At 42.4% G+C, this 12,652-nt stretch carries 12 protein-coding genes; 2 read left to right on the forward strand and 10 right to left on the reverse strand.

Annotated features, from left to right (window positions below; all coding sequences use genetic code 11):
* Positions 1-466: 466 nt before the first annotated feature.
* The 4 genes from BM107_RS02440 to BM107_RS02455 form a co-directional block, all read right to left on the reverse strand.
* Positions 467-1,378 carry a helix-turn-helix domain-containing protein gene (locus BM107_RS02440; RefSeq protein ID WP_090979873.1) on the reverse strand — a complete coding sequence of 304 codons (912 nt, stop codon included), beginning with the start codon at positions 1,376-1,378 and terminating at the stop codon, positions 467-469.
* A 74-nt stretch (positions 1,379-1,452) separates the two neighbouring features.
* Entirely contained in the window at positions 1,453-2,190 is a 738-nt protein-coding gene (locus tag BM107_RS02445) for an SDR family oxidoreductase (RefSeq protein ID WP_090979875.1), read from the reverse strand.
* Positions 2,191-2,201: 11 nt separating this feature from the next.
* Positions 2,202-3,104, reverse strand: a complete 903-nt coding sequence (locus BM107_RS02450) for an NmrA family NAD(P)-binding protein (protein WP_090979877.1) — start codon at positions 3,102-3,104, stop codon at positions 2,202-2,204.
* 329 nt (positions 3,105-3,433) lie between these two features.
* Entirely contained in the window at positions 3,434-4,849 is a 1,416-nt protein-coding gene (locus BM107_RS02455; protein WP_090979879.1) for a S41 family peptidase, read from the reverse strand.
* A gap of 342 nt (positions 4,850-5,191) precedes the next feature.
* On the opposite strand from BM107_RS02455, the gene BM107_RS02460 reads away from it, so the two are divergent.
* Positions 5,192-5,737 (forward strand): DUF2975 domain-containing protein, encoded by a 546-nt coding sequence (locus BM107_RS02460; protein ID WP_090979881.1) that lies wholly within the window; start codon positions 5,192-5,194, stop codon positions 5,735-5,737.
* Between the two features lie 4 nt (positions 5,738-5,741).
* Positions 5,742-5,951, forward strand: a complete 210-nt coding sequence (locus BM107_RS02465; protein WP_090979883.1) for a helix-turn-helix domain-containing protein — start codon at positions 5,742-5,744, stop codon at positions 5,949-5,951.
* Between the two features lie 444 nt (positions 5,952-6,395).
* Here BM107_RS02465 and BM107_RS02470 read toward each other — a convergent pair whose 3' ends face one another.
* From BM107_RS02470 to BM107_RS02495, 6 genes are all read right to left on the reverse strand, one after another.
* On the reverse strand, positions 6,396-6,671 hold the full coding sequence (locus BM107_RS02470; protein ID WP_090979885.1) for a helix-turn-helix domain-containing protein: 276 nt from the start codon (positions 6,669-6,671) through the stop codon (positions 6,396-6,398).
* Between the two features lie 156 nt (positions 6,672-6,827).
* Positions 6,828-9,038 carry an ATP-binding protein gene (locus tag BM107_RS02475; protein WP_090979887.1) on the reverse strand — a complete coding sequence of 737 codons (2,211 nt, stop codon included), beginning with the start codon at positions 9,036-9,038 and terminating at the stop codon, positions 6,828-6,830.
* A gap of 215 nt (positions 9,039-9,253) precedes the next feature.
* A complete protein-coding gene (locus BM107_RS02480; RefSeq protein WP_139222258.1) occupies positions 9,254-10,360 on the reverse strand; it encodes a sensor histidine kinase in 1,107 nt (368 codons plus the stop codon).
* 111 nt (positions 10,361-10,471) lie between these two features.
* Positions 10,472-11,119, reverse strand: coding sequence for a PAS domain-containing protein (locus BM107_RS02485; protein ID WP_090979891.1), 648 nt, complete (start codon positions 11,117-11,119; stop codon positions 10,472-10,474).
* A gap of 217 nt (positions 11,120-11,336) precedes the next feature.
* The gene (locus BM107_RS02490) at positions 11,337-11,549 is read right to left on the reverse strand and encodes a hypothetical protein (RefSeq protein WP_090979893.1); all 213 of its coding nucleotides are present in this window, start codon (positions 11,547-11,549) and stop codon (positions 11,337-11,339) included.
* Complete coding sequence (locus tag BM107_RS02495; RefSeq protein ID WP_090979895.1) at positions 11,546-12,649, reverse strand: PepSY-associated TM helix domain-containing protein; 1,104 nt, start codon at positions 12,647-12,649, stop codon at positions 11,546-11,548. Before BM107_RS02495 ends, BM107_RS02490 begins: the two co-directional genes overlap by 4 nt.
* Between the last annotated feature and the right edge of the window lie 3 nt (positions 12,650-12,652).

A 12,652-nucleotide genomic window follows, 5' to 3' on the forward strand; every position in this document is an offset into this window, starting at 1 on the left:
AAGTTTTGCTTTGCCATGCGATGGAAACGGCAAGCCCCTCGCTGATGCTGCAGTACATGCTGTTGCCTATCCGTAACCACCTCATTGTTATGCGATCTACCGCTTAACATCCCAATAGCAGAAAAGTTTTGGCAATCCTGTACAGCCATGAGGGCAGCGGTTTAGCTGCATGGACGGCCAGTGCTAAAGTCGCATTCATTTAAGGAATAAATCGCAGAGCGGAGTCACCCCGGACATAGTAGAAAGACTTTTTCCTGAAATTTACCAGGTAAGGCTCAATAAGATGTTAATGAGCAGGTTGTGCAAAATTATTCAACAGATTTAGTCCACTTACAGATCCTTTTAAAAAAGCTTTACTTTAATAAACCTCTATAGGTTTTTCCAATGGGAAGCTCTTTGCAACTTCTTAGCTGAACTGCCTGGGTGCTGATCGCAGCTATATCTTTCTTTAATACGATATTTGATTTCAATTAAAAGCCTGCCTGAATTCCAGAGGCGTCCGGCCGGTTTTGCTTTTGAACAGTCTGGTGAAGGACTGCGGATATTCGAATCCCATCCGGTAGGCGATTTCCGAGACCGAAAGATCAGTGGTGGACAAAATCTCTTTTGCCGTTTCGATAAAACGGAGGTGAATGTGCTGCTGGGTATTAAGGCCTGTTAAGGAACGAAGCATATCACTCAGGTAACCGGCCGAGACGTTTAACCGGTCGGCTACGTGCTGTACGGAAGGCAAACCGTTCTCCAACTGCGCTTCATCCCGGAAATAAAAATCCAGCACCTTCTCAAACTTTCCGATCAGGTGGTCATTCGCTGCCTTATCCGTCATAAACTGCCGCTTGTAATAGCGGCTGCTGTAATTGAGGAGCAGTTCGATCTGCGAGATCACCACCTCCTGGCTGAAATCATCGGTCCTTGCCTGAAGTTCCTCATCAATAATATCGAAGACCGAAAACAGGGTTCTTTTTTCTTTTTCCGAAACGTGCAGCGCTTCATCTGCCGCGTAAGAGAAAAACCCGTACTGCCTGATTTTCTTTGCCAGAGGATAGGAAAGGAAAAAATCGGGATGGAGTAAAATAAGGCATCCTTTTCCTTTATTGGCAACAGGTTTTTCAAAGCGCTGGCCGGGAGCGGTGAACACCAGTCCGCCCTCGCCAAAATCGTAATGGTGCTGGCCGTACCTGGCCCTTCCCATCGTATCCTTGTAGGCGATTTTATAAAAATCCAGCACCAGGTAATCCGGTAAGGCCTCATCGGGCAAGCTCATGTCTTCCAGCCGGATAAAACTCACCAGCGGATGTTCGGGCTTCGGTAACCCGAACATTTTATGGAACTCGGACAGTGAACGGAAGTTATGCAGGTTGTGGGTTTTGTTTTTCATCTTTTAAAATTTAAAACCCGCAGCCGGAAGATGATTTCATTTCTGGGGTTGGTGTCTCAAAAATAGCGAATTAATTACCAGGGGGTCTCTCCGTTTTCAGGATTATATTCTTCACTAATGAATTTTCCGGAAGGCCCCTCCGCTCCGATCATGGCGTATCGGGCAATCCGTTTACCTCCCTGCGCTGCCGTTCCGGTACCGCGGTGGTTATTGAAATCCGTTGCCACGAAGCCCGGGCAAACGGCATTTACCCTGAAGGCGGTATCCCTGAGCTCATAGGCCAGGTTGATGGTATACATGTTCATGGCTGCCTTTGAAGCGGTATAAACAGCTGCCTTGTGGCTGTAATACATCCAGTCCGGATCAGAATGCAGTGTGAGGGAACAGCCGCTGGAGGAAACATTCACAATTCTGGGTGCCGCTGATTTCCGGAGAAGGTCCATAAATGCCTGGGTTGCCCTGATCACGCCGTACAGATTGGTATCCATCACCTTATCGAAAGCTTCAACCGGTGCTTCCAGGGCAGCCTGCGGCATCCCGCCGTTAATGCCCGCATTGTTGATGAGCACATCCAGAACCTCCGTTTGCTTTCCGATCTCTGCTCTTGCTTCTTCCACCGAATTCAGGTCGGTGACATCCAACTGCACCGCTTTTATATTTTCAAAGCCCTCTTTCTGAAACTGCCGTACCGCCGATTCCCCGTTTTCCATATTCCGGCTTCCGATGAAGACAAAATAACCGTTCTCTAAAAGCTGTCTGGCGGTTTCAAGTCCTACACCTTTGTTGGCGCCTGTAATCAATGCTCTTTTCATAACCAATTATTTTATTTTTTGTTAAATACCCCGGCGAATTCCTTGGCGAAATCCTTTAATTTCACCTGTCCGAATTCCGGCTGGTGTGCATAAAAATCTTCATATAAGCTGCCGTCTCCCTGGGCCTGCTGCATAGCCACCAGCCCTTTGGCAATCCATTCGTTAATGCCGGCAGAAAGCATCTGATCCAGCAATTGTTCAGCGGGGATGATTTCCCACTTCAAATCCCTGCCAATGGATTGTCCCAGTGCGGCGGCAATTTCATCAGGATACACCTCATCGCTGGCAATATAGTGGACCGTTCTTCCGCGGAAGGGCTTTTCCATCTCGTCTGCAATCGTGGCTGCGATATCATAGGGCGAAACCCACGGTTCCTTTCGTCCGCCGCCGTAGCTTTGAATGATTTTCCCCTGCAACTGTATCGTCGGCAGCCAACGGTAGATGTTGCTGAAGAATCCGACCGGACGCATGAACTTGATGAAAACCGCTTCCGGAAGCGTCTGTAAAATCTGCTCCACATGGTGATGAACCAGGAGGCTGCCGGTTCCGGCCGCCGAATGCGCCCCAATACTGCTTAAATGGATGACTTTTTTAATTCCTGAATCCTGAACGACCTTAACGTACTGATGGGCAATTTTCTTAAATTCTGCCAAAAAATCGATCTCCTGATCGAAAATGCTTCCGATGCCTTCCCAGGCTTCCATCAGATAGACCGCATCGGCCCCTTTGAATGTCTCCGTTAAAAATTCCGCATCCTGAATGCTTCCGATGGCTGCACTGGCACCCAATTTCTTAATTTCAGCAGTTCTTTCTTCTTTGCTGCTGATTACCGTAACCTGGTGTCCGGCAGTTACCAGTAATGTAGTGAGTGGTTTTCCGATGTTCCCTAAAGAACCTGTTAATACGATTTTCATTGTTCTGATTTTATAAGGACAAAGTTGCATCAACCGGCGGCCACGGAGTAAACAGAATCGGGGAAATATTTAACCGAAACGGAAAGTTTAGCCGAAATGCAGATGCAGGCTTATTCAGTTAATTGAACCCAAGGTAGCATTCGGATCATAAGGCTGGAAGAGGGATACCGGATGCAGGAAGAAAATCATTAGCAATTTTGCCTTAATCACGAAAGAATCCAGGTAGTCTTCCGGAAAGGCAAATAACAGAAACCTTTTTTGGATATTTAAAACATGAAAAATTTATCAGCATATACCGCCCGGTTTAGAAATGTGGATCACGTTTCAACCTATCGCCCGCTGATGTTTTTATCCATATCCTTCAACACCCAATCCAATTCCAAATCTCTAGCGGCCAGCTTATCTTCAATCTGGTAAGTAATCTCAACATCCGGCATCAGACCTCTGCCGTCAATACGGGTAATGTCACCAAAAAAAGCGGGAAGCGTTCCATAACGGAGCAACAGCTTACTCGTAGGCAGGCTAAGGCTTTTGAGCGTCAAAGCCGTCCATACATTTTTACTGCCACCTGTTTCTTCACCAACAAATGTTACATTTTTCAGGGCTTTTAAATTCGCAGCGAGTAAACTGCCAGCCGAAAAAGTGCCACCGTCAATCAATACATATATTTTACCCTTAAATGTAAATGGATGAAGCGTGATCAACTCGAAGGCTGACTTTGACATTTTATCCACCCAAACCCGTATTTTTTGATTATTATACAGCTGTTTCTGCTTTTTTATTTCTTCAGGCAGCCTGTAGAAATATTTAGGTGAATCAATCAGGTGACTATAAAACCTCGCCGGCCAAACTAAATTCCCGCCCGGATTTCCCCTCAAATCGATGACCAGCGTCTTTAACTTACGCTTTTGTATGTCTGCAAAAATATCCTGATAACCCCCATATTCTGGTCCAATATTAAAATGGCGTAGTTTGATATAGGCAATATTGCTGTCAACCGTTAACCGTCTATACTCCGCACTCGGCAGCATCGCAACACCAATACTATCAAAGGCCTTTTTCTGCTGTGCCTCCAACTTAATTTCCCAGCGATTTCCTGATGATTCCAGCAAAATGTCGAGTCCCTTCTGTTCAGGAAACAAAAAGCGGTAACGCTCTGCAAATAAACCACTATGGTTCATCAGATATTTTTTGAAAGTAGTATTGTAACCATCTGCAGTGATGTAGCGGTTCAAGCTATCAATCAGCCTTGCAGCGGAAACATGATTGATGCTCAAAATCTCCGTACCCTTTAAAATGGCAGGATCGGCTGATATATTTTTGGCGATAAACAACCTGTTCCCCGTAACAAAGTAATCGAACTGATAAATGGGATGTTGTAATAATGGTTTTTTCAAGATGGCAATATCCTGAGGCGTCAGTTTCGCATGATCCAGCTCAATCTTCAGGTGACCATCACCTATACTGCTGATCACATGCAATAACTTTACATACAAGGCAATCGGCGTAAGTGGCTTAACAATTGTTTTTCTTAAACTATCAAACTTATAATCAAGCTTTTTCTTACTGATGTACAAATACAGATTTGGATGTTCTCTTTCCAGTGTAGTTTGTACCCAATTAATATCTTTCTTAAGATCAGATGGCTGATACAAATGCTTAGTCATCTGTTCCAGATGCTGCGCCCTTAAAGGCATGTTGGCACCAAAAAACAATATAAAAAAAGCAGGAGCGAATAATTTCATATCGCGAAGATAAACCCATCAGACAAAACATAAAACTATATCATGAGTGTTTCAATTTTTTTCCACTACTGATCTCCTTCAGTGCCCCGGATACAATACAAGGCTATTTTTTCCAGTAGCGGGTTAACCTGATCTGGTAGGTAATGACCCCAAATATCATATTCAGATCAACATGCACCGCAGCAGTTCCCAAAACGGACTTCTTCAGGGGATAACTTTTTTTACTGTGAGTTTTCTGGATTCCCAGCTATGCTTAATTTATTAAAAAAAAATAAATATTTATTGCTTATCAATAAATATTTATCTTTATTTGTATCATAATTAGCTTAATTAAAAAATAATATGAAAAATAAAGCAAGTGTAAATAACCTCATTTCAGTTATGAAAGTATTAACCTGGATCGTATTTGTTGGTTTATGCATCAAAACCGGATCACTGATAATATCTTTTACCATCAGTATTACCGAAAGTCATTTAGCTGCCAAAGATCTTTACAAGGGTTTGGATCTGAGCCCGCTGCTTGACCATAGCCCGTCTCAGTATGTAATGCTGATGCTGTTGCTTATTTTGAGCTGGGCAGCAAAAGCTTTTCTATTTTTTATCGCTATCAAGATCTTTCTAAAAATCAATCTCGAGCATCCTTTTAGCGATAAAATGGCTGCGCTAATCATCAATCTCAGTTATGTTTCGCTGGTTATCGGAATACTGACCATCATGGCCGGGGCTTACAGTAATGATTTAGTAACGGACGGGGTAATATTCCCGAATTTATCGCCCTATTTGGCTGGGGGAAATGAGTTTCTATTTTTAGCAGGAATTTTATTTATTATTTCACTAGTATTTAAAAGAGGGATCGAAATACAGGCTGAAAATGATTTAACCGTATAAGCTTATGCCGATTGTAATAAATCTGGATGTGATGATGGCCAGGCGGAAAATGTCGCTTAATGAGCTGGCCCAAAAGGTAGATTTAACACTTGCCAACCTTTCTATATTTAAAACCGGGAAAGCAAAGGCGGTTCGATTCAGCACACTGGAATCTATCTGTGAGGCCCTGGACTGCCAGCCAGGAGACCTGCTGGAGTTTAGGAAAGAAGACTAGATTAGTGGATGATTTGTTTCTCTTTGGTAACATACGTCATCAATCTTGATCAGCACCTTATTTCCACTGAACCACTTCTCCCCGCAATACTGATGGACCTATTTGACAATTGTTGCTTGGCCCGGGAACTGAAAAATTATGATCGAATAATGCTTATGGATGAGGCATTTGCCGGATTTTAAGGCCACGACAGAAAACCAGGATGAAGATTGTAAGGGATACTTTCCGTATCATTGCGGTGTAGGAGATGAGAGACCTACATCATTCGAAAGCCTGAGCGCGTTAATTTAGAAGGGGGTTGATCATGGATTTGATCTACCCTTTTTTCAGACTACATCCTGGCAATATTCCGATTATGAAACTAATCAAGCAGCATAGGTATATCACGCCAACGGCAGATTGCCCCCGACACGGGTAAAATACGATGCCCTGGAATACGAAACGTCATCTTGCGGTTTTCTCATTGCCATCAGCAATAATTCTGATCAAATCATTTTGATTTAAAGTCAATAAATTTGCTACCTCTACATTCAGAATCATGGCGATATGAAACAATCGGTCAATCGTTAATTTACTATCACCAATTTCGATTTTGCTGTAAGCATTTTGCGATATTTTAAGTTTTGTGGCCAGATATTTCTGGGTGTAAGCCCTGTATTCCCTGATCTTTCTGATGTTGCCGACAACATGCTTTTCGCTTAATAGCAATACATCTTCCATAAAGCCCTCATATTTTTATTTTTTTTACCTAAAAACAAAAAGTTGCGGCTTAATTTTACTGTGTAAACAGCATAAGCCTACCTTAAATCATAATGATTACCCGTATAATATAGCGCAAAACGAAATTAAATATTTAATGATTTCGAAACCTTCGCGCTAGCCCGCTAATGGGAATGACAGCACAAAAGTAGTTCCATTTCCTTCTTCACTTTCAATTTTGATTGTTGCCCCATGGCGGTTAATAATTTTCTTTACGGTGGCCAGGCCAACGCCATTGCCTTCAAATTCATTTATTTTACCAACCCTGGTAAAAAGACCAAATACTTTGGCCTGTTCTTCCGAATTAATGCCAACACCATTATCTGTAATACGGTAAACAACATCATGCGCTACAATAGTTCCATCAATGGAAACAACAGGAAAGCCTGTTTTATGCGAATATTTAACCGCATTTTCGATAATGTTTAAGAAAACCTGAAAAAGGAGAACGGGATCGCCATCAATATCAGGTGTTTGAAGGATATTGATCTGTAGATTTTTATTCACTACGCCAACTAAAATCTGATCTTTGATTTCGGTTATCAACGAGGTCATATCTACCTTTTCCTTATTCAAAAGTTTCTGACCCACTTTGGCGTATTCAAGAACAGTGCCGATCATATTGCTCAACCTTGCAGAATTATCTACGATCTTTCCAGACATCTTCCTGATTTCATCCTCTGATGACCTGCGTAAAATTAATTCAGCAAAAGCTTTGATGGCTGTAATGGGGGTTTTTAAATCGTGCGAAACCGTGTGCGCAAAGGTATCAAGCTCTGCATAGGCATCACGAAGCTTTTCATTAAGGATACGGAGTTCGATGGTTTTACGCCCTATGGCGAAATTAATTTCATCTCTGATTTCCAGTAATGTTTGTATTTCGATTTCGGACCATTTTTCTGAATTGCCCTTAACCTGCTGTGACCATTGATCAAAAGAGTTTCTTGGTGAAATATATTGGTTTCCATTACTGTCAAAACGGATAATTTTGGCAGGGTCGCCTGCCCATTTTACGGTAAGGGAAACTTCCTTTCTAAATAATAAAACGCAGTCTTTTATATTCTCTGTTAGTTTGCAGGCTAACAAACCGGCAAATTTACCGCTGTTTAACTGCGCTTGGGGCAGCTCCTCAAGCAGGCGCTGCGATACGATTAAACCGTCGTTGCGCGCGTTTAGTTCTTCAACCAAGCTAAGAATATCCTGATCATCCGGAACTTCGCCAAATAAATACAGCGCTCCTTCAAAATATAAAGCAATACCAGATGCTTTGCATGCAGCTATTATTCCCTGACCGCAATCGGAAATGACATCCGGAATTTTATTATTTTTTAATAAACTCCTGGCAACCTCCATCACAACAGATTGTAAGGTTAAATGATCCTGATGAATTTTTTCCTGGTTTCTAAGGCCTACACCTGAACTTAATACCTGACCGATCAGTTTAGCCGTTTCCCTTTGCCTGAAATTTATAAAACGGGGTGAATAGTTATGGCAGGCGATGAGGCCCCAAAGTTCGTTATCTACAATAATGGAGACACTAAAACTAGACTGTACACCCATATTTTTAAGATAGGTAATATGGACCGGTGATACTGCCCTTATGGAACTATTGGTCAGATCGGCAGGGATATTACTTATGGCCAATATGGGAACGGGAACATCATCAACATTTGCAATCAACCTTGTATAATTTTTTTTGTAGAGTTCGCGTGCCTGCTGTGGAATATCGGATGCCGGGTAGTGTAATCCAAGCCAGGTTTCCAAACCAGGTTGCTTATCCTCAGCAATAACCTCGCCATGGCCATCATCATGAAACTTATAGATCATAATCCGGTCATAGTTGATCACTCTTCTGATTTCGATCACGGTATTTTCGAGAATGGTTTGCAGTTCTTTTGCGGCCAACATTTGCGATAGCGCTGCACCCACAGTGTTTTGCGGATCGGTGTATAAATCAGACGCCTCAGGCTCGAAATCAAGAATATAATACTCGCCTGAAAGCGAAAGAATCATATTATAAGCATGGCCCTTTATATTTACCACGTAAGGGTTGTGCGGCTTAAACTCTTTTCCATGCCAGGACAGGTTAATGATGTATTCAATAAATTTATCATCAGCCGGTTTACCAAGAACGGCGCTGATACTGGTGATGTAACGCTCGAGAATTTCGATACCCAGCTCCTGCCTGGCCAATTCATTGAAATTTGCACTACAATATTTTACTATCCCGACAGAATCAAGGATTATAAGATAACCATGTGCCTGCACGTGGCCTGGAATATGTATCGGTTCCCGACTACATAAATCTAAAATATCAACTTCACTCATTCTTTATATATCACAGTTTCAAAACTTCACGTTATTTGTGGCGATAATAAACCATTTTACTAAACTGGTCTAAATTGATCTCTCATTAACGCATCCATGTATTGAAGATAAAAAAATTAATAGATATCAAAAAACTGATATCCGCATTTAGCCATAACTATGAGCTAATGGTTTCGGGTTAACAAAAATATAGCTTATGATGATATTAACCATGATCAGCAAAGAGGTATTTTAAATGTAAATTTTGCGCCCGGTTCCCCTGGTATATTTTCAGCCCCGATTTCTCCGTTGTGCAGCCGTAAAATCTCTGCACAGATAAAAAGTCCTATACCAAAACCTGCCACAGTGTGGATTCTTTGATTTTGACTTCGGAAGTACCGCCTGAAAAGCTTGTCTCTTTCATACTCCAAAATGCCCATGCCCCGATCCCTTACGCTTACCATCAGTTTTGCATCTGCAAGTTGATAGCTAACGTCTATCGCTGATCCCATCGGAGAATACTTGATTGCATTGCTGATTAAGTTGTGTAAAACCATTTCGAGCCTATCTCTGTCTGCATCAATAATTACTGAACCTATTCCATTGAAGTTAATGTGATGGGTTTGAATTTCATTGTTGAACTCCTGCTTACAATCTTCAAACAGTAAGGCAAAATCAAATTCGGCCTTTTTGATCATAGTTTTTCCGAATTCGAGTCTGGATATATCCAGAAAACCCTCAATCATCCTGGCCATTTTTCCAAGCTGACGCTGGATTTTTCTACAGATTGGAGCAAAGTCTTCATTGGCACCATTCAGCGCTTTATGTACCAAAATCTGTGTAAAGCCACCAATTGAAGTTAATGGGGTTTTGAGCTCATGGCTGATCATGGATATGAATTCATTTTTTCTGTTTTCCTCTTCCATCTGGCGGCTCACATCCATTACCACGGCATAAATGGATTTGGGTATGCCATCTTTACTTTTTCTTACTTTACCTACCACCCGCATCCATTTTCTTTCTCCAGATATTAAATGCCGGATGGGGTAAGTACTATCTACAGGTGCGCCATGCTGTGCAGACTGGGCAAGCACACGGTTTACTTCTTCCCTGTATTGTGGCTCTACCGCATCAGTAACCATATGCCAGTTGATTTCGCCCGTTAACGGGAGCCCGTAATGGTTACGGTACTCTCTGGACATTTCGGCTTTTAGCGTCTTAATATCAAGGCTGCAACTCCCCATTTCAGCTGCATCAAAAGCAGCCTGAAGCTCCTCCTTGCTTGCCTTAAGATCAGCGTGCGATTGGGTAAGTTCTGCATTGAGCCATACAAGCTCAGCCATTTGATTTTTTAACTCGCTAATTTCAATTCCGGTACAAATGTACCCTAAAAAACGTTGCTGGCCGTTTAGCCTTGGCGTTCCTTTAATTTTCAACCATCGGAATCTCCCCTGTTAATCTTTCATTCTAAATTCGGCGCTGAATGCACTTTTTTGTGATATGGCATCGTAAAGTTTCTTCTGAAAAGATTTTAAATCATCAACATGGATGGCATTTTCCCATTTAAATCTCCCTTTTTGAGGTATTTCTTCTCCCATATACCTAACCCAGGCGGGGTTCCTGTATTCGATATTTCCGAAATCATCTACAATACTGATCAGGATATCTGTATCATCAGTCATGCTTTTGAAAGCCATTTCCAGATCTGAAACAGCAATTTTATTTTTTACCGGTGCCCCAACACCGAAGTTGATGATGACAGCCGTTAGCACACCATCTTCCTCAACCGTGTTATAGCTTACCCCGCTGAATCTGTTAAGAAAAGTATTTTTAGCTTTTTGGCTTGCGAGAATGGCATAATTAGCTAAAAACCATTCATCCATTCCGCGTAAGTGTGTAATGTTAGTATCCTTCCATGCTTCAAGGATATGTTCAAGGCAATTTTTAAAATCGCTTCCGATCATGCTTCCGGTAGCACCCGGAAGTAACTGCTGAAAATGATGGTTGACCACCATTACTGTATTCCCGGGCGAAACCATCATCAAACAACTGGGAATAAGGCTCATGGTATTCACCAATTGATTTAAGGAAGGAGTTTTCATAGCTAAGTAGAAGTTTTTGGCCGCAGATCAAATTTTATCAGGTGTATAGCCAACGTTTCACGTTAAAAAATTTATTAATTAACTAACCAATAAACCTAACTTAAAGTTTAGCCCACTTTTACATTTTCTATTACCCCCCGATTTGGCTGAAATGAGCCAATGAAGCTGCGAATGGCTTAATTATAAAATCTATTTTATTTGCCTTACTATACACCTCTTAAATAATCAATCCTTTCTTTAAAAAAAAGCCCGGTAGCCGATTTTTAGTTCCACCGGCAGATGCCGTAGAACCAGATGATACCACCATTTCGTTTTTGAAATGCTTTTTACCAAGGCAGGCCGGTTTTTCGCTTCGCCGGAACAGCCGGACAGGATAAAAAACCGGCATTAATCCTGAGAGAAAAGCAGATGAGGTTTTAACAGCGCTCATGGGGTATATTTTTTTTTTCGTTTTAGCCAAAGCAGTGCCCCGCTTATGGATAAGAAACCCGGTGTGAGGCCAAACAGCACATATATCCATTTTAAGATATCACCGCCAAAAGCACCTGCATGAAGTTCGTAAGCCATATGCTCAAGCCGTTCAGATAGCCCCTGCTCATCAATTACCTTTTTACCTTTCATTTTGCCGGTCTGCGCATCGAAGGTAATGCCGCTGGCCTTGCCCTTCAGCAGCACATTGCTGGTTTGGGGCATTTGGCCACGCAATAAAATGTCAGTACCTTTTACCGTTGGAATATTTACCGCAATTGGAACAAAGCCTGGAATAGTTTTACAGGCCAGGGCCACCAGGTGATCGATATTTGCAGGGACTTCATAGTTTGCCTGCTGCTTTGGAAGCACCCACATGGCAGGGCTGAAATACTCCCTAAGCATCCAGAAGCCGGTAAAAAACAGTATGATATTAAACAGCAATGCCCAAACGCCGATAATGCGGTGCAAGGAGGAGATGCCCGTTCGATAACTTTTAAAGTTCAGTCCTGCCCTGAAGCGCAAGGCTTTCCAGAAATGTTTGCGGTAAATTACCGTGCCGGTGATGAGCGATAGCAGCATCACCAGACCGAGTATCCCGCTGATCAGCATGCCCGGAATACCCAGTTGCAGGCTATAGTGAAGCGTATAAACCCAGCGCAGAAAGGATGGCGAAAACTGATCATAACCGCCTTCTCTGAGGATCTTTCCGTTATAGGGATTTACGAAAACATAATACAGGTAGTTATCAGATACTTTTTGCTGCCTTTTGTAAAGCATAAACTCATAACTGTCATACCTGTCTCTTGGAAAATCGTGCAGGACGAGTTTTTTAAGGTTTGGATGGCTATGCAGCACCATCCGGTAAAGCTCATCGGCAGGAAGCTTTTTTGCTGCGGGGACCAGACGGTGGAGCTCAGGATTGAAATAGCGCTCAAGCTCATGCCTGAAAACCAGCAGCGAACCGCTCATTCCATAAAGCAAAAAGAATATGCCTGCTGCAAGGCCTAGCCATCCGTGGAGCTTAAAGGATATCTTTGTTAAACGTTTCTTCCAATCCATCAC

Source organism: Pedobacter suwonensis (assembly GCF_900111825.1).
Lineage (GTDB): Bacteria > Bacteroidota > Bacteroidia > Sphingobacteriales > Sphingobacteriaceae > Pedobacter > Pedobacter suwonensis.

Bases quoted from the DNA above. Each gene is read 5' to 3' on its own strand.
- BM107_RS02450 (WP_090979877.1), bottom strand. From the start codon at position 3,104: ATGAAAATCGTATTAACAGGTTCTTTAGGGAACATCGGAAAACCACTC.
- BM107_RS02455 (WP_090979879.1), bottom strand. From the start codon at position 4,849: ATGAAATTATTCGCTCCTGCTTTTTTTATATTGTTTTTTGGTGCCAAC.
- BM107_RS02470 (WP_090979885.1), bottom strand. From the start codon at position 6,671: ATGGAAGATGTATTGCTATTAAGCGAAAAGCATGTTGTCGGCAACATC.
- BM107_RS02480 (WP_139222258.1), bottom strand. From the start codon at position 10,360: ATGGCTGAGCTTGTATGGCTCAATGCAGAACTTACCCAATCGCACGCT.
- BM107_RS02440 (WP_090979873.1), bottom strand. From the start codon at position 1,378: ATGAAAAACAAAACCCACAACCTGCATAACTTCCGTTCACTGTCCGAG.
- BM107_RS02475 (WP_090979887.1), bottom strand. From the start codon at position 9,038: ATGAGTGAAGTTGATATTTTAGATTTATGTAGTCGGGAACCGATACAT.
- BM107_RS02485 (WP_090979891.1), bottom strand. From the start codon at position 11,119: ATGAAAACTCCTTCCTTAAATCAATTGGTGAATACCATGAGCCTTATT.
- BM107_RS02445 (WP_090979875.1), bottom strand. From the start codon at position 2,190: ATGAAAAGAGCATTGATTACAGGCGCCAACAAAGGTGTAGGACTTGAA.
- BM107_RS02490 (WP_090979893.1), bottom strand. From the start codon at position 11,549: ATGAGCGCTGTTAAAACCTCATCTGCTTTTCTCTCAGGATTAATGCCG.
- BM107_RS02460 (WP_090979881.1), top strand. From the start codon at position 5,192: ATGAAAAATAAAGCAAGTGTAAATAACCTCATTTCAGTTATGAAAGTA.
- BM107_RS02495 (WP_090979895.1), bottom strand. From the start codon at position 12,649: ATGGATTGGAAGAAACGTTTAACAAAGATATCCTTTAAGCTCCACGGA.
- BM107_RS02465 (WP_090979883.1), top strand. From the start codon at position 5,742: ATGCCGATTGTAATAAATCTGGATGTGATGATGGCCAGGCGGAAAATG.